This window comes from Leptolyngbya sp. FACHB-1624, assembly GCF_047649235.1.
In the GTDB taxonomy this organism is placed as follows: domain Bacteria; phylum Cyanobacteriota; class Cyanobacteriia; order Leptolyngbyales; family Leptolyngbyaceae; genus Leptolyngbya; species Leptolyngbya boryana.
The window spans coordinates 2,126,286-2,142,617 of record NZ_CP180258.1 but is presented as its reverse complement, the minus strand read 5'-3'; the positions used below and the strand labels follow the sequence as shown (position 1 = coordinate 2,142,617).

At 45.4% G+C, this 16,332-nt stretch carries 15 protein-coding genes; 5 read left to right on the top strand and 10 right to left on the bottom strand.

Annotated features, from left to right (window positions below):
• Positions 1 to 3: 3 nt before the first annotated feature.
• From ACMUEV_RS09865 to ACMUEV_RS09845, 5 genes are all read right to left on the bottom strand, one after another.
• Entirely contained in the window at positions 4 to 1,596 is a 1,593-nt protein-coding gene (locus tag ACMUEV_RS09865; protein WP_190648173.1) for a CocE/NonD family hydrolase, read from the bottom strand.
• Positions 1,590 to 2,477 (bottom strand): cyanoexosortase C, encoded by an 888-nt coding sequence (crtC, locus tag ACMUEV_RS09860; protein ID WP_190648174.1) that lies wholly within the window; start codon positions 2,475 to 2,477, stop codon positions 1,590 to 1,592. Before crtC ends, ACMUEV_RS09865 begins: the two co-directional genes overlap by 7 nt.
• Positions 2,478 to 2,479: 2 nt before the next feature.
• On the bottom strand, positions 2,480 to 3,088 hold the full coding sequence (locus tag ACMUEV_RS09855; RefSeq protein ID WP_190648176.1) for an HpsJ family protein: 609 nt from the start codon (positions 3,086 to 3,088) through the stop codon (positions 2,480 to 2,482).
• A 141-nt stretch (positions 3,089 to 3,229) separates the two neighbouring features.
• Complete coding sequence (locus ACMUEV_RS09850) at positions 3,230 to 3,784, bottom strand: hypothetical protein (protein WP_017289273.1); 555 nt, start codon at positions 3,782 to 3,784, stop codon at positions 3,230 to 3,232.
• A 136-nt stretch (positions 3,785 to 3,920) separates the two neighbouring features.
• The gene (locus ACMUEV_RS09845) at positions 3,921 to 6,965 is read right to left on the bottom strand and encodes a plasmid replication protein, CyRepA1 family (RefSeq protein WP_190648178.1); all 3,045 of its coding nucleotides are present in this window, start codon (positions 6,963 to 6,965) and stop codon (positions 3,921 to 3,923) included.
• Positions 6,966 to 7,641: 676 nt separating this feature from the next.
• On the opposite strand from ACMUEV_RS09845, the gene ACMUEV_RS09840 reads away from it, so the two are divergent.
• Positions 7,642 to 8,721, top strand: coding sequence for a hypothetical protein (locus tag ACMUEV_RS09840; protein ID WP_017289275.1), 1,080 nt, complete (start codon positions 7,642 to 7,644; stop codon positions 8,719 to 8,721).
• A gap of 331 nt (positions 8,722 to 9,052) precedes the next feature.
• The gene (locus tag ACMUEV_RS09835) at positions 9,053 to 10,249 is read left to right on the top strand and encodes an ATP-binding cassette domain-containing protein (protein WP_190648180.1); all 1,197 of its coding nucleotides are present in this window, start codon (positions 9,053 to 9,055) and stop codon (positions 10,247 to 10,249) included.
• On the opposite strand, the gene ACMUEV_RS09830 is transcribed toward ACMUEV_RS09835, so the two are convergent.
• Positions 10,246 to 10,521 (bottom strand): DUF6439 family protein, encoded by a 276-nt coding sequence (locus ACMUEV_RS09830; protein ID WP_190648182.1) that lies wholly within the window; start codon positions 10,519 to 10,521, stop codon positions 10,246 to 10,248. The two genes, ACMUEV_RS09835 and ACMUEV_RS09830, sit on opposite strands and share 4 nt — an antisense overlap.
• Positions 10,522 to 10,566: 45 nt before the next feature.
• On the opposite strand from ACMUEV_RS09830, the gene ACMUEV_RS09825 reads away from it, so the two are divergent.
• The 3 genes from ACMUEV_RS09825 to ACMUEV_RS09815 all read left to right on the top strand — a co-directional run bounded on the left by ACMUEV_RS09825 (position 10,567) and on the right by ACMUEV_RS09815 (position 13,591).
• Entirely contained in the window at positions 10,567 to 10,944 is a 378-nt protein-coding gene (locus ACMUEV_RS09825; RefSeq protein WP_017289278.1) for a hypothetical protein, read from the top strand.
• A 3-nt stretch (positions 10,945 to 10,947) separates the two neighbouring features.
• Complete coding sequence (asnS, locus tag ACMUEV_RS09820; RefSeq protein WP_190648184.1) at positions 10,948 to 12,336, top strand: asparagine--tRNA ligase; 1,389 nt, start codon at positions 10,948 to 10,950, stop codon at positions 12,334 to 12,336.
• 334 nt (positions 12,337 to 12,670) lie between these two features.
• Complete coding sequence (locus ACMUEV_RS09815; RefSeq protein ID WP_190648186.1) at positions 12,671 to 13,591, top strand: hypothetical protein; 921 nt, start codon at positions 12,671 to 12,673, stop codon at positions 13,589 to 13,591.
• Positions 13,592 to 13,759: 168 nt separating this feature from the next.
• Here the strand turns inward: ACMUEV_RS09815 and ACMUEV_RS09810 are convergent, their stop codons facing one another.
• The 4 genes from ACMUEV_RS09810 to ACMUEV_RS09795 all read right to left on the bottom strand — a co-directional run bounded on the left by ACMUEV_RS09810 (position 13,760) and on the right by ACMUEV_RS09795 (position 16,322).
• The gene (locus ACMUEV_RS09810) at positions 13,760 to 14,191 is read right to left on the bottom strand and encodes a type II toxin-antitoxin system VapC family toxin (RefSeq protein ID WP_190648189.1); all 432 of its coding nucleotides are present in this window, start codon (positions 14,189 to 14,191) and stop codon (positions 13,760 to 13,762) included.
• A complete protein-coding gene (locus tag ACMUEV_RS09805; RefSeq protein ID WP_242044249.1) occupies positions 14,191 to 14,394 on the bottom strand; it encodes a hypothetical protein in 204 nt (67 codons plus the stop codon). Before ACMUEV_RS09805 ends, ACMUEV_RS09810 begins: the two co-directional genes overlap by 1 nt.
• Before the next feature lie 24 nt (positions 14,395 to 14,418).
• Positions 14,419 to 15,477, bottom strand: coding sequence for a heat-inducible transcriptional repressor HrcA (gene hrcA, locus ACMUEV_RS09800; protein ID WP_197693342.1), 1,059 nt, complete (start codon positions 15,475 to 15,477; stop codon positions 14,419 to 14,421).
• A gap of 146 nt (positions 15,478 to 15,623) precedes the next feature.
• Positions 15,624 to 16,322 carry a DevA family ABC transporter ATP-binding protein gene (locus ACMUEV_RS09795; protein ID WP_017289283.1) on the bottom strand — a complete coding sequence of 233 codons (699 nt, stop codon included), beginning with the start codon at positions 16,320 to 16,322 and terminating at the stop codon, positions 15,624 to 15,626.
• Between the last annotated feature and the right edge of the window lie 10 nt (positions 16,323 to 16,332).

The window sequence follows — 16,332 nt, the reverse complement described above, 5'->3', positions numbered from 1 at the left end:
AATTTATTCAGGCAGAATCGGCAAACGGATCTGAGAAGATTCTCCTGAATAAAGCTCGATCGTGATGATCTGAAACTCGATCGCTCTTGCATCTTTCGGCTTTTTCCCAATTCCAGCATTGACAGCATAAGCTGGAAAACAAGCCCCACTTAGACTCAACCGAATGGCACTACCTTGACGAATCCGAATACAAGTCGGTTGCAGTACGATTCGATAAGCAGTTCGCTCAGAACGTTCACTGCGTAAGTATCCCTGGGAAAAGTTCATCACGCTACCATTCGGCTGTACCTCTGATAGCACTGCACACAGATCAAAGCTTTCCGCATCTGAACTAGCATTAAGCTCAATGACAACCTCTCCAGCGATGTGCAAATCCGTTTCCAGTGGATCAGTCGTGTAAGTTAAAACATCGCTCCGCGCATCGATCGCGCTACGCTCAAACGATCCACAAGGATAAGCAACATGCCCTCCCAAAGCTGGAACAGGTCGCCAGGGATCATGCACAATCACATCGATCGCTGAATTTGATTGTTGCGTCGTTAACTTGCCTTCTCGATCGTCCATGCCCGCTAGACCGCTACTGTTGAGGAAAAGCAATTTTTCTGAACATTTTGGAAATTCAGAGAACGATCGCCATTGATTGCTTCCCATCTCAAACAATTGCACTGCCAGATCAGTTAGCTCTGCTCCTTTGAGAAAGTGATCAAACCAGCGAATCTGAGCGCGATCGCAAAAACTTACAGCATCAGCTCCATAATCGATCGCGCCAACTTTCCGCCCCCAAGGCAAATGTGCCCAAACACCAACAATTAAATGCTGTGCATACTTTTTAGAGCTAGCTTGATACGATCGCAATGTGCCCCGCATATAAGTATCAAACCAGCCTCCAATATGCAACATGGGTAGCTCGATCGAACTGACATCGGGTGTCAATTTCTGCCAGTACGCCTCTTCTGAATTGAGCCAATCTTGATAGTAAGCATCATAATGTGCGTATTTCTGCATCACCTCTGGATAAGCTGGAATGCGATCGCTCAAAGGCATGTTTTTTGCTGCTTGAGATAGTTCTAGAAAAGCAACCTCATCGCCTTTCAATCGAGCCGTTTCTGCTGCCAATTGAATCGCCCATCCCAGATTCGCGAATAAACAAAATGCCCCATTCTCATACGCCCAGTCGTGCTGTAAATTAGGCGCTAACATTGCCGGACAAATGGTTTTTAGGGGTTCTGGACAGTTCAGGGCAGCATAAAACTGAGTCATGCCTTGATAAGAAAATCCATACATCCCAACCTTGCCATTACTCCGAGGCAAATTCGCTGCCCAATTGACTGTATCAAATCCATCTTCGATCTCATGCTCAAATAGCTTAAATTCTCCCTCTGAAGTTCCGCGTCCTCGTACATCCTGAATTACCACAATGTAACCCTGAGCCGCATACCAACTGGGATGAGCATACACAACTGTTGAAGCGATTGCGCGTCCATAGGGTTGTCGCATTAATAGAACCGGAAACTCTCCTTCTGCATCGGGATAGTACACATCCGCATCTAAGCGCACGCGATCGCGCGTATACATTGAAACAGTCTGTTTCAGCATGATTGGGATTTTTGAGCATTCAACAGTGGTTGAGTTGCATAGTAATAGATCGTGAACAAAATTCCTGAAAAAATTTGTCCCCCCACCGTACCATGCCAAAACTCAAACGCATCTTTGCCCCAATACACCGCAGCTAAAACCATGACAGCAATTCTGCACACATTCAGAACTAAGGCTAAGGTAATGCCGATCACAATCAATGCAGTCATTTGCCGCGATCGCACTCGAAATGCAATGCTGAGAATGATTGCTGTTAGCAGCATCACAAATGCCATCTCAAAGCCATCACAACCTTGGGCAACCTCAACCACCCCCGCAGGCAAGACCACATATTGTTCTTCAACTGACACAGGCTGCCCGATCGCTTTGAGTAGTCCACCTCCCCCCCAAGCCATCCATTTCGATAGGGCTTCGGGAGAAAAAGCGAAATGCCAAAGATGCCGCGCGATTCGGATTAGATTCGGGTGCAAGCTTGCGATTAAGAGCGCGATCGCCAACCACTGCTTTCGGAGAAATTGCCAGCCCTGATAACTCAAAACTCCACCGATTAAGATGATCATGCAGCTTAGAGATTGTGGAGTCAGAGCGGGATAGTACAGATAGAAAATCCCTAATGCCCCCAAGATTAAGCTACTTCCAAGCCAACGATCTTCAGGTGGAATGTCCAGCACAGGGGAGCGCGATCGCCTGAGTTGCTGAACTGCAAGACCAATGAGCAAGACATTGAGAATTAAGTGCGGCATTCCGCTCAACACGACTGTGGCACACCCATAAAGCCAGGTTGGAAAATACACTCCCAACCCAAAAGTTGCACCAGCGAGCAGAATCCAGTTATGAATCGATCGCAGACTCGATTTGAAGAGAGAGAATTCTCGGCGCATTCTCAGCTTCTAAAGAGGTACAACCCATATCGTCCGAGAACGAGGAGTGCCGTCCCAATCACAGCTAAATTACCGATACTGAGAATCCCACTTTTCAGAATGCTATTATTTGCAGTTTGTTTCACAGATTCTGCTTGAGCACTGATACGCTGGGCAGCTTGCTCTAGTTGTCCAGGAGTCACTTTTGCTGCTGCTTCTGGATTGGCTTGAATGGATTGAATTCTAGAATTGAGTTGTGAAACTTGGGCACTGATTCGCTCATTCGCTTGTCGCTGTAGCGCTAGACTATCTTGGGCAACGACAGCACAAGACAGCAAAAAGAGAATGCCGATCGTAAAACAGAACAATGCGAGCGATCGCAACCTTTTCCGCTGCTCAGCACCATACATGAGCAATGCGACTCCGAACAAAATCACAATACTGCGATCGCCAATTTGCTGAAGCGTTCCTAATCGCCACTGCGATAACCCAAAATTTGGCGGCAGGACAATGACGAAAAAATCGACTGCAAATGCGATGAGACAAGCAAGACCAACAATCCGACAAAGTTTTTTAGCACGAGGCGAATCAATCAACGAGGAACCCACGATTTTCTTGGAAGTAAGAGCCATAAAGAGGACTGCGACGCGAAAGAACAAGTGGTAGCCTGCGCCGAATTCCCTGATCGGTTAAGTACCCGCAATTCTAACAAGGGGGTTTTAGCGCCTTGTGGAAATTACTCAAACTTTATTAAGACTCGATATTGAATTCATCTAGTTTTTATAGACTGCTTCACTAATTTTGCTGTGGGCTTCACGGATTTTTGTAATTGCGCGTTGGGTCGTGGCATTCCAATCGACTTGTTCTGGATAAGGTGCAAATACGGCTTGTCCGGTTACAGGATTGTAGATGCGACAGAATAGAACTTGTTCTGTATCTCCAGCTTCAACCGCGATCGTAATCGGTTGCCGAAAGGCTTCGACCGGAAGTTTGGACAGCATAAACACTAAGCCACGGGCGAACAGGGTGTCATACCCAGATTGGATGACATAAGCGCGATCGGCACGCATGTGCAAATTCACTTTATAGTCAGGTTTGCCGCGAAATTCTTTCTCTTCGACTTCAAGTTTTTCGATGATTCCGGTAAGGGCGTGATGTTCGATCGGTTCGTGTTCTGATTTTGCACCGTTCCAGAAGTACCACAGACAATCACTGTATTGGCGATTCGCGTAGATATAGCGCGGCTTTGGAGGATGACTAAAGCCTAAATTTTGTTTGGAGGAGCGCAGTTCGTCAAGAATCGCTTGCAGAAGTTGATTGCTGTCCATAGAAGACGAGAGTAAGTTGATACACACATACTATACCCTGTATTTGGTTGTCTTGCTAGTAGGTGGAAAGGGTGGGGAGTGGGGAGTAAGCATTATGTCTGATTTTCTCCCTATCTCTCCTATCTCCCTATCCTTCTTAAGCCGACTGCCCAATCCAATCCTCGACTTCTGAGAAGTCATTACATCCTGTAATTTCCATCAACGTTTGCAGCATCGAGATATCTCGTTTTTCCCACTCTGCCAAGATCGAAGCTCGATCGTCTTGCGGTGGAAAATACTTGTAAATTCGCAAACCACCTCGTCGTCCATCGGGTGCAACGGCTCGACCTGTACAAGTCAGCTTCACTCCGATCTTGCCAAGCAAGGTTTGGACGATCGCAATCGGAGCAAGTTTCTCAGTGACAGTGAACTTAAACAATGCCTTCATGTCTTCACGGCACTCTAGTGCAGTCTTCGCCACAAATTGCACTAAGTCATCTGTTGCGAGAATCTTCTCTTCGGGCTTGAGAAATTCGAGAATTCTCAGCGATCGTAGTGCTTCAACTTGCGCGGTTAAAAGTTTGACATCCTGAATCGAAATCTTTCCGTAACCGCGTTCGAGATGATCTTCAAGTTCCTGCATATCATGTAAACGCACATATTCAGGATTGTGAGTGAGGTAGTAATACAACCGCAATTGGGTATACCATCCATCATCATCTTTGAGTTTGATTTCAGGAGTGATCGTTTCAACGTTGTACTTGCGTTGTAGTTCGTGTTTGCGTCTACTATGGCGTTTCTGAACGGTTTGATTTGCCTGCTCTTTGAGTTCGTAGTATTCTTCTGCGGTAATTTCGGGAGAATCAGAAACCGCGATCGCTTCTGCGGTTTGATTGCGTGTGCGAATTGCGGACATGACTTGAGCAATGCGATCGCACTCTTGGGCATCATGTCGAACTGGGAGATATTCAAACCCTGGAACTTTTAAGGTTCCAGCGAGTAATTCACCTGACATTTGATCGTTATACTGTCCGAAGATTTTCTCCAAATCATCTGTGACGGTTGTGACTTGATGACCTTCCAGCAGTAAACCGTTGCGAAACTCTCGACGATAGCGCCACAGAGACGCATTGACTCGTGCTGCCATCTTTGCCCAAGTCCGAAGTGCGATCGGATCACTTTGCTCATCGAGATCGAAATCAATGTCTTTGAGTAATGCAATGTTGTACTGAACTGATTTGGTCAAAGATTGTGCAACATCGCGATAGTTACAGCTACCATTACCAATTTTGCCTGGCCCAAAATGCGCTGCCCAGATATACCGAGGAATTGGCTCACGAATTCTTGCTAAAGCCTGACGCGATTCAGAATCTGGCGTAACTCCTTGAAAAATACCAAACACCGCTTTGAAATGATTGCGAATGTCGATCGATACGCCAGTTCCGATCGTTGGAGTTGCTAAAACAACATCGTAATCACCGACGACATCGTTAATCCGCTCAGCAATGTGATAAGCAGCATGATCTGGATCAGAAACGGTTTCGCTATCGATTCGGAGAACTCGCTTTTGGGGAAATTGTAAGCGCAAATAGGTTTCTAAGTTTCTAGAACTCCAGCGCCCGCGAACTTTTTGAGAATCGAGACAGACAAACACAGCTCCTTCTTCTTGCAGAACAGTGCCTAAGCGATCTAGCAGTGGTGCAGGATTTTTTGTATCGTAGAGTGAAACATTCCAAGCAAGTTCAGGCTTCCACTCATTCACAACGACCCAAGGCTGAATCGCACTTTCAGCTAAGCCTCGCAGGTAATCGATACTCACGTCAGATAAATCTGCATCTTGAGCAATTAACAATCCACCCGTTTCGAGCACAACTGCAACGAGTTCGCGCAGTGTTTCTAAAATTCTGACGCGCTGTTGATAGCAAGTTGCACTATTCAAAGCATGCCAAAGCACTTGCTCGACTTCATCGAGAATGACGATCGCGCCTTCCCAATCCGCCGGATTAAACCGTGCTCTCGAATTCGGATGCAATGAATCAACACACAAACCATAGCTATGTTGATTTTCAGATTTCAAAGCATCATCAATCCAATCGATGCCAATACTTTGACAAATTGCTTTTCCGAGTTGAATCCGGTGAGTAATGACTAAAACTTTTCTTCCGGCTGATTTTTTAATTAATGCCTGTAGAGCCGTCGTTTTGCCCGTTCCTTTAGCACTTTTAATACAAGCTAAACCTGACTCTGGGTAAGGCAAATCACCCAAAAACGGCTGATTTAATTTTAGCGAAGCAGAATAAGTTAATGACCATAGTTTGGATGCTTGCCAGAATTCAAGCTCGATCGCTGATTCATATAAGTTTGTAAATGCATCAGCACCACGAGCGACAACGAAATCATCAACGCCTTTTTCAGCGCCTGGCAGTGTAATAACTTTAACTTGACAGCCAGCATTGGTTAAAAGTTGTCCTAGTCGAGAAGTTGCAAGAAAAATATTTTGTAATGTTTTGGGTTTCGTTTCGTAATCAAAACAGATGTGAATAGACCGCTCTTTGCTAGCGAAATATGCGAGTTCTGCAATGAGCTGCCGAGTTTCCCGGCGATAGCCACTAAAAATTCCAGGTAATGCGATCGCGGGATAACCTAGTGTCAACACACATCCTGCTTTCTTCTCACCTTCCGTGAGAACGATCGGTAAATTATTTTGCCAAACCCATTCCCAGAAATTCGTCGAATCTGCGATCGGCACATTAAACCGCTGTGAAATGTTCTGCCAAATCTGTGGCGGAACATCGAGCAGAACTAATCGGCTAGAGCCTTTGCCCAAACTTGGACTGAGATATTTTGCAGGTTTGCCTTTTTTCTGGTCGAGAACTGGCGTATCCGCGTCTGGCTTAAACCGTCCCCAATCCATTCGCTGCCAATGATTGAGCGGATCAACTCCACTCACCCACCAGCCGCGCATCGAAGCGCGTGTCTGTTTACCAAACCGAGTCACCCGCCAATTCAGCAATTCCGCGATCGGGTATTCTGCTTCACGAGTAAAGGGATTGCATTCGGTATCTTCGAGCGATCGCACATTGCGGCGAATAATTTCTCGATCGACTCCGCTTGCTAACCATTCCTGTTCATGATCCGGATGAAGGTCGCCAGCCAACTGTGCCGCTGCTCCTGAAGGAGCAATTCTGAGGTAAGTCACCATCAGTTTTGCTCCTGAGTTGCGAACGGGTTCAAACAAAATGCATGGAAAAGTAGCGCAGAACGACTGCACATGATACGATGTTCAGACATAGAAATCAGCCCAATCTTTTTTGGGCAAACAAGGTTATCAACCCCTTAAGCTGACTGTGGTAGGAAGGCTTTGGGGGTTTTGCTTTTGTGTTTTTTTAGAGAATCAAAGCTTGGCGGAGTGGTGGTAGACACTCGAATCGCACAATCTTTTTTCTTAACTCCAGACAAACAAGGTCGGTCAGTTGGATGGTGGTAGACATCGCTGACGTGAGGAAGAGATTAACACCGATTTTTGATCCGCTCAAGAGGGGGTGGATCAGAAAGACGGGGGAGTTATAGAGAGAATGTACGGGGGAGTTAGGGAGATAGGGAGTGGGAAGTGGGGAGTGGGGAGGTTTGAAATTCGGGGAGATCGCGTAGAATTGAAGCGGTAGAATTTTGGGGTTCGGGGGTCGGATTTTGGACGCGGGAGTTGCAGAGGCGGCGCGCGAAATCAGACGCAGGTGTTATAGGACTCCGCAAAAACACTACTACTGGTGGGGGTCATCGTGGATCATTGGTCGGTAAGACCCCAGATATAGCGTTTTACCACTAGACAAAATTCAGAGGGTGAGGCACTATATGTGGGGTTCTCATTCTCACGAGCGATGAAACAACTAGAAGCAGCCTTTCCAGTCGATAGTCAACTTTTGATGGTCTTGCCTAGAGCAGGGGCATCTGTGCGAAATCCAGATGTGCGATTACCAATTTTGCGATCGGATGTCGATGGCTATTATTTGGAAATGCGAGTCGAGGAGGATGCTCAAGATGACAGCGAGTTTTCGGTGATTCGGCGCGTTCCTTTAGAGAATTTGTCGGATGAAGAATTAGCAGACATCAAAGCGGAATATGCCAATCTGGATTGGTCAGCTTGTGTGAATAAAGGCGTGAGTAATGGATTAGAAAAAATCCACGATCGCCGAATTCAAAGAATGTTCATGGCGTTGATGACATTCCTAAATCCACGCCAAATCTCGATCATTCTTTACCTTTATAAATTGGCAGCCGAGCAGGGAAATAATGGGACAGTTAAATTTCGATCGAACGATTTATTGGAGATTTTGGGATATACGCGGACGAAAGATGGCGGGTTTGCATCGAAATTGCGATCGCAGTTAAATCGCGATTTGGTTGCGCTGCATCGAACTGAATTGGTATTAGCTCAATCTTTCAAGAAGACAAGTCTGAATCGTGGCGCAAAGGTCATGATTAAAAGCATTCTGAGAATTAAAGATTACGAGGTGGATCATGCTCCTAGAGACTTTGATATTACAAAAGCAGCTGATTATACGTATGAATTGGCTGATTCTTACACGATCTCTTTGGAATTTTTTGATGGCACAAGAAACGGAGATTGTGTCTTATTTCCAAACCAGTTTGACATTACTCAGCGACTTGGAAGTAATGCAAAATGCGACTATAAAACAAAGCTTCTGATCTATCTGGCGAGCCGCATGAAATGGGACACGCTCACAGATGGACAATTCATTTCAATTTCTAAGCAGTATTTGTTTAAGAATTTGGATTTGTTCGGAAGTAATTCTTCTCGAAATAATCAAATTTTTTGGCGAACGGTAGATGAGTTGAAAGAGGAAGGCTATCTGTTTGGAGCGCAGGAGTTATCTGGAAAACATCGGATTTCAACGATTCAATTTCAGATTAATTCGATGAAATTGAAATGTAAGTGATGTATAACTTTGCTCAACGCTGAGAGGACGTTTTAAAGGTATAAAAAGACTCTTCGCTCACGTTGTTCTCCCGCCCCGGAATGGAATTCCAGGGCTAGTAAAACGAAGTCCACTAAACTGGACTACACAGAGGTTTGAGCGATGCAGTCCTTTTAAGGACTTCGCACCGTTAGCCCTGGAATTCCATTCCGGGGCGGGTGAGTGCGATGAACGATACGTTTCAAACATCCTCTTATGCCTCGTGACAGGGGCAGAGCTATATTTGATTTTGTAACTTTCTCGCTCTCTGGAATACGCTACACTTGCATCTACGAAATTAGGGCAAACGATCGTGGCTCAAGTTGTTCTCGAAAACATCTATAAGTCCTATCAGAAGGGCGATCAGAGCGAAAAAAATGCGGTCTTGAGATCGATTAATCTCCGCATCGAAGACGGCGAGTTTATGGTGCTTGTCGGGCCATCGGGCTGTGGCAAAAGCACGTTACTGAGACTGATTGCAGGACTCGAAGAACTGACCGCTGGACAAATTCGCGTCGGCGATCGCATTGTCAACGATTTGCCTCCCAAAGAGCGTGACATCGCGATGGTGTTTCAAAATTACGCGCTTTATCCGCATATGAGCGTTTATGACAACCTCGCGTTTGGATTGCGTCGCACGAAGCTCGATGGCAAGCGATCGAAATGGACAGAGAATCTTGCAGTCGGTGTGACGCGCAAATTACCGAGCGGAATGCGCTATGTCAGCGATCGAGAACAAGCCGTCCAAGAACGCGTCAAACTCGTGGCTCGGATGTTACAAATTGAGCCGTTACTGAATCGTCTTCCAAAACAACTCTCAGGCGGACAAAAACAGCGAGTTGCCCTTGGTCGTGCGATGGCAAGAAATCCGCAAGTCTTTTTGATGGATGAACCGCTCTCAAACTTAGATGCAAAACTGAGAGCCGAAACCCGCGCCCAGATTGTCAAACTCCAGCGACAGCTAGGCACAACGACAATTTACGTCACGCACGATCAAACTGAAGCGATGACGATGGGCGATCGTATTGCCGTCATGAATGCCGGACAAATTCAACAACTGGCGACTCCGCTGGAACTTTACAACACTCCTGCCAATCGCTTCGTGGCTGAATTCATCGGTTCGCCGCCAATGAACTTTATTCCAGTGCAAGTTCGCGCCCCCCTCACGCTGCATCATGCGTTATTTCAACTGACTTTGCCGGAGCAGTGGGCATCTGTGCTAAATCGCTATGACGCGCAAATGATCTCGCTCGGAATTCGTCCTGAACATCTCAGTTTGAGTGACTCGACGGATCAGACCCTTTTAGTTGCGGTTGATCTGATCGAAGCGTTGGGACACGAAACCGTTTTATCGGTGCGGTTGGCAGACAACTCTGACACGATGCAAGTCCGAATTACGCCTGATCGGGCGGTAAAACTGGGTGAAGCGCTACGGCTAGCGTTGCCGATCGACAAAATTCATTTGTTTGATCAAGAAAGCGGAAATGCGATCGTGCCTGAGTTGCACTAATGCCGATTTCCATGAGACGGACAAGGCGGGGCAGAAATCGAACGATCGAGCCAGCCGACTGCTTGCTGCAAGCGAGGGAGGGCTTCTTCTGGATTTTCTTTGAGCAGGTAGACTAATGCAACTGCTGATTGTTCGAGTGCTCTGGCTTTGCGATTCGATTTGAGGCGATGCCAATCTTGATTGGTAATGCTTAAGCGTTCGACTAGGGCTTGAGCCAGTTCGAGGGTGGTTGCTTCAGAGAGAGCGGCTGGAGAAGAAAGAGTTTCTGACATGATGAGATGTGAGTAAAATGAAGCGTTCTTCCTTTATTTTGGCGCATGTCGGCTTCGCAATCAGAATCAGAAGAAACCAATTTTGAGCAAAATTTGGAAAATGTTGAGCGATCGCTCAATGCCCTCAAAGATCGCTATGCTCAAGTTCAGCAAGATCAACAGCGAAAAGCTGAGCTAGAAACTCAGAAAGAATCGGCAAAATTGAAAACCGAATTACGGGAAATTGAGCAACAATTAGAAGAACTAGAATTAAATCTGGAAAGCCGATTGTTTTCGTGGTCTGGCTTGACAGAAATATTCTGGTTGGCGGTGCGATTCGGAGGACTGGGAATTGCGATCGGTTGGTCGCTTGCCTTCGTAACTCTGAAAAATCCAACGCCAAATTCTTCTTCGACTCCTTCTAGTTTGTCTAGCCCCAAGTGATTTATGACTCGACGTATTGCAGAACTTCTCCGCGCTGGTCAACCTGACGAAACTGTAACGATTCAAGGTTGGGTGAGAACAAAGCGTGAGCAAAAAGGTTTCTCATTTATTGAAGTGAATGATGGCTCTTCAATGGCTGGGCTGCAAGTTGTGATTAATCAAGACGTGTCCGATTATGAGGCAAGTCTCAAACGCATCAGTACCGGAGCTTCGGTGGAAGTGTCGGGCGTGCTGGTTCCGTCTCCTGGCAAAGGTCAGCGGATTGAATTAAAAGCTGAGTCGGTGAAAGTCTATGGCGAGGCTGATCCTGAGACTTATCCGTTGCAGAAGAAGCGGCATTCGTTTGAGTTTTTAAGAGAGATTGGACATTTACGATCGCGCACCAATACTTTAGGTGCGGTGTTCCGAGTGCGGAATGCCTGCGCGACTGCTATTCATCAGTTTTTCCAAGAGCGCGGATTTTTGTGGGTTCATACTCCTGTGATTACGGCGAGTGACTGTGAAGGTGCAGGTGAAATGTTCGCTGTGACGAGCTTGAATCTGAAACAGCCTCCGCTGAATGATCAAAAAGAGATTGATTACAGTCAGGATTTCTTTGGCAAGCCTGCTTATCTGACGGTGAGTGGACAACTCGAAGCTGAGATCATGGCAATGGCATTCAGCAATGTCTATACATTTGGACCCACCTTCCGGGCAGAAAACTCGAATACTTCGCGACATTTAGCAGAATTCTGGATGGTTGAACCTGAGATGGCATTCTGCGATCTCGACGGAGATATGGATTTAGCCGAAGGCTTTTTGAAATACATCTTCAGCTATGTGATGGAGCATTGTCCTGAAGATATGGAGTTTTTCAATAAGCTGATTGATCAGTCAGTGTTGTCAACGGCTGAAAATATTATCAACAATCAGTTTGAGCGGATTACTTATACCAAAGCGATCGAGCTTTTAGAAAAAGCCGACAAGAAATTTGAGTATCCGGTTGAATGGGGCTTAGATCTGCAATCCGAGCATGAGCGCTATTTAGCAGAGGATTTGTTTAAAAAGCCAACGATCGTCACCGATTATCCGACTGAGATTAAAGCGTTCTACATGCGGCTGAGTGATGACGGCAAGACCGTTCGAGCGATGGACATTCTCGCGCCGAAAATTGGCGAAATCATCGGCGGATCGCAGCGCGAAGAACGGTTAGATGTGTTGGAACGGCGGATTGTTCAGCAAGGCTTAGATCCGGCAACCTACTGGTGGTATCTAGATCTGCGTCGATATGGAACTGTGCCCCATGCCGGGTTTGGCTTGGGATTTGAGCGATTGGTGCAATTTATGACTGGAATGGCAAACATTCGCGATGTAATCCCGTTCCCGCGCACGCCTCAGAATGTCGAGTTTTAGAGAGCTCAAAGTTTCTAATCGATTTTCGATTGTGCTAATCCTGATCTACTCACTATGCTCATGCTGGACTACTAGTGGGTCATTGGGCATGAATATCGCTATTACCGAAAAGGTAAGATGTCCTGATAATTGTGCATAGAGCAATTGAAGAATAGTTATATTCAAGGCAAATGACCTACTGGTTCACCACAATAAATCGTTCGACAATTGTTTGACTGCTTAAACTACCCGTGATAGAGCATCCGAAATCTATCTATGAGATCTATTCACTATAAAGCTGTTTTTCTGCTAGGGCGTTAAAGTATATAGGTAATGCACGTAAAGTCTGAGCCTAATGCTATATCAAATCACTGTCAAAGTTGATGCTGATTCTGTTTATCATCAGCCATATAGATTAGAAATTGACCATTTTATTCTTGACGTAATACTGGATCAAAATAAAGTAGTAGAGACTCTTAATATCGCTTTAAGAGTGAACAATTATCAAGACTTTTTGCCTGAAGTTAGCTCTGATATAGAGAGCCAAATTACTCAAATAAAATTACGAGATTCATCCTTGTTATTTTCCCTAATAGATCTCGCACAGCACCTCGAAGCTCTCGGTAGCTTTTGGTTGGGGATCAAAAAAATCTATTGGGAAAGCCCTAAAAGAGGATGGATAGCTGAAACACTAGAAGAAGCAAAAGACTTGGCATTTATCACAAATGACTTCCAGCGAGAGTCTCATGAAAATAAATGCTATATGGAAATGGCTCCAGAAATGTTGGCATCTCTGATAAAGAACCGTCAGCTTCATCGAAACCTAGTTTTACCAATGTCTTTCTATCGAGAAGGATGCAATGAATTTAGCTCAAAAAGATATACAAGTTCCTTTATTAATTTCTATTTTTATCTAGATGATTTGTATGGACAAGGAAAAACAAAAAATAAAGATGTGGAAAATCTATTGAAATCATCAAAGCATATCAGAAGCGCTTTTGAAGAAACAATACACTTCTTTCAAGACGAGAAGAATTCTGAAAATTTAGAGGAACTTAAAGAATTTTTGGAAATGGAAAAGAAGACGATGAGTGTTGATGGACTAATTGAACTAATAGTACAAATTCGCGGCAATCTGTCACATTTTTCTCAGAAAAGTTCTAAGAAGAAAGGACATCCTTTAAATCAACGGGACTTCAGAAGCGTAGCATTGTTAATGAAATCTATTTGCAGATTTACATTCATGGAACTTACAACTGGCGAGCAACCAAAATAGTGATTAGCTCAGTCGAACAACTGCAATTCACTGGAATGGCTCGCTACAGTCGGTTGATGTAAAGGTTGTTATCGCTCGGTGATGGGGAGACAGGGAGCAATCTAAGTTTGGGTTCTTCCCATCTCCCTGCTCTGCAAAATTAATGCGGTTAACCACTCCACATTTTTCTTAAATGGGCGAGAAATCTGCAAGGGGTTTGATTGTAAGACCCTTTGCAGCCGCAGCTTTCACCTGAAGCTCATCTAGCGAAATTAGGGGAAGATCCAATTGCTCAGCAAGCGCGATGTAGAGCGAGTCATAGATTGCAAGTTGATACGTTAATCCAATTTGCAGCGCGTTGGGCAATAGCGAGATGACTGGCTCGATTTGCAATGGTAGGCGTTGCAACTCTGTAATAATTTGAGATGCGATCGAGGGTGCTAGATCATTAAACCGAACAGCCTTCCAAATCACGTTTGTACACTCTAGAAGACAAAACTCAGGCACATATAGACGATCTCCCTGATACATCCGCGCAATCAAAACTCTTACTGCTGGTGTGTATTCTTGTGTGATTGCATACTGAATCAAAACACTAGCATCGACGACGTAAGCAGACATTATTGATCTCGATCCTCACGAATCATCTCTGAAGTCGTTTTTGCATCGGGTGGCGGAGTCCAGCGGATCTGATCCATTGCTGCCAAAACTTCTTCTATAGTACGATCGTCTTCCGGGGCGCGATGCAGTTTTTCATCCACAATTTGAGTCACGAATGTTTTAAGTTCTTCGATCGTCATGTCTGAAACTCGCTGTGTTCTCATAAGCTCAAACCTCTGAAGAAAATGTTAACTGAGTCTATCCGAAAGATAGTCAGCGGTCGCCTCAACTAAGGCGATCGTATCTTCATACAGCATTCGAGTCGGCCCCAAAACACCGATACTTCCAACTGGAACCGTTCCACGATTGTAAGTCGATGAAATCAGCGAACAGGCGCGGATCGGTTCAAGTGGATTTTCAGAACCAATTCGGATCGAGACGCGCCGACCTTCTGAATCGGGTTGATCAAAAATCAACGGCACAAGCTGATCCTGTTCTTCTTCTAATAGATGCAGGATCATTTGCACTTGATTGAGTTCTGAGAATTCGGGCTGACGCAATACTTCAGCCACGCCGCTAATCATCAATTGAGACGGCAGCGCCGATTGAGCGAGACGATTGAGTAAATCTGTCAGGACAGACGTGAGTAAAGAACTATAGCGATCGAATTCTCGCCCCAATTCGCCCCAATCTAAAGTTTGCAACTCGGTCAAAGAGCGACCGCGCAATTGCTCAGACAAAAAGTTCGAGAGAATTTTGAGTTCGCGATCGATGACTTCTGGATCATCTTCAGACGGTGGCAGTTCCATCAAGACAGATTGGGTTTCATACGTGTCGGTCACCACAATCAACATGATGCGACTCGCATCGATAGGAACCAGTTGTAAATGGCGGAGTTGCGTCGTGTGCGTCATCGGCATCGTGACGATCGCGATGTATCCACTCAGCGTTGATAGAATTTGTGCTGCCCCTTTTAAAACAGACTCAAAGCTCCATTTGTCCCAATTTAAGCGATCGCTCAACATCTGCTCTAATTGCATCGAGACTGCTGACGATGGCTGAATCAGTTGATCCACATAAATTCGATAGCCCGAATCCGAGGGCACCCGACCTGCTGAAGTATGCGGCTGAAACAATAGCCCAACTTTTTCCAGGTGTCCCATCGCATTGCGAATCGTCGCAGAACTAACGCTGAGATTAAACTCTTTCACTAATGCGCCTGATCCGACAGGTTCGGCAGTGGCAATGTAATGCCTGACCGTTGCCCAGAGAACTTGCTGCTGGCGATGATTAAGGGGAGGATTTATCGGCATTTTAAGAACAAGCGCTTTATATCGAATTGAGACTACGATAGCATTTTCATTATGTTTACTTCAGATTCTGGCGAAGTATCGTAGCAAAACCGACGAAATCCTTAAATTTATCTTTGAGCGCTGGACAATTTTTAGGGCAGTCAGACTGGCGCAACTGAGATCGAGGAAAGCTGGCCATCTTCCATATTGATAATGCGATCGGCAATATCCAAAATGCGGTTATCATGCGTCACTAGCAAAATTGCTGCGCCCTGCTGCTTTGCTAGATTTTGCATAATCTCGACTACATCTCGACCTGATTTTTTATCGAGTGCCGCAGTGGGTTCGTCTGCTAGAACAATTTTTGGATTACACACTAAAGCTCTGGCGATCGCAACTCTTTGCTTTTGTCCTCCCGAAAGCTCATGAGGATATTGATTGATCCACTCTCCAAGTCCAACTGCCGCTAACATCGACTCTGCCATCGAATAGGCTTTGACTTTTGGAATATCCGTATGAAGCTCGATCGACATCTGGACATTCTGTCGAGCGGTCAAAGAATTCAGCAAATTGTGGGCTTGAAAGATATAGCCAATGTTGCGCCGTAGCTCAACCAGTTTACTTTCAGGTGCATCTCTCAATTCTTCTCCTAAGACTTGCATACTGCCTTCTTGAGTCGATCGTAATGCTCCAATTAAAGTGAGAAGCGTTGTCTTTCCAGAACCAGATGGCCCGGTCATAATCACAACTTCGCCAGGCTCGATCGAGGCTGTGACATCAAATAAAACCTGCTTCCGTAATCGTCCAGAACCATAGTAGTGATTGACGTTTTGAATCTTGATGATGGAATCGCTTGCCATAGTTGGAAAA

Coding starts and splice junctions, on each gene's coding strand:
- ACMUEV_RS09865 (WP_190648173.1), bottom strand. CDS start 1,596: ATGCTGAAACAGACTGTTTCAATGTATACGCGCGATCGCGTGCGCTTA.
- crtC (WP_190648174.1), bottom strand. CDS start 2,477: ATGCGCCGAGAATTCTCTCTCTTCAAATCGAGTCTGCGATCGATTCAT.
- ACMUEV_RS09855 (WP_190648176.1), bottom strand. CDS start 3,088: ATGGCTCTTACTTCCAAGAAAATCGTGGGTTCCTCGTTGATTGATTCG.
- ACMUEV_RS09850 (WP_017289273.1), bottom strand. CDS start 3,784: ATGGACAGCAATCAACTTCTGCAAGCGATTCTTGACGAACTGCGCTCC.
- ACMUEV_RS09845 (WP_190648178.1), bottom strand. CDS start 6,965: ATGGTGACTTACCTCAGAATTGCTCCTTCAGGAGCAGCGGCACAGTTG.
- ACMUEV_RS09840 (WP_017289275.1), top strand. CDS start 7,642: ATGAAACAACTAGAAGCAGCCTTTCCAGTCGATAGTCAACTTTTGATG.
- ACMUEV_RS09830 (WP_190648182.1), bottom strand. CDS start 10,521: ATGTCAGAAACTCTTTCTTCTCCAGCCGCTCTCTCTGAAGCAACCACC.
- ACMUEV_RS09825 (WP_017289278.1), top strand. CDS start 10,567: ATGTCGGCTTCGCAATCAGAATCAGAAGAAACCAATTTTGAGCAAAAT.
- asnS (WP_190648184.1), top strand. CDS start 10,948: ATGACTCGACGTATTGCAGAACTTCTCCGCGCTGGTCAACCTGACGAA.
- ACMUEV_RS09815 (WP_190648186.1), top strand. CDS start 12,671: ATGCTATATCAAATCACTGTCAAAGTTGATGCTGATTCTGTTTATCAT.
- ACMUEV_RS09810 (WP_190648189.1), bottom strand. CDS start 14,191: ATGTCTGCTTACGTCGTCGATGCTAGTGTTTTGATTCAGTATGCAATC.
- ACMUEV_RS09805 (WP_242044249.1), bottom strand. CDS start 14,394: ATGAGAACACAGCGAGTTTCAGACATGACGATCGAAGAACTTAAAACA.
- ACMUEV_RS09795 (WP_017289283.1), bottom strand. CDS start 16,322: ATGGCAAGCGATTCCATCATCAAGATTCAAAACGTCAATCACTACTAT.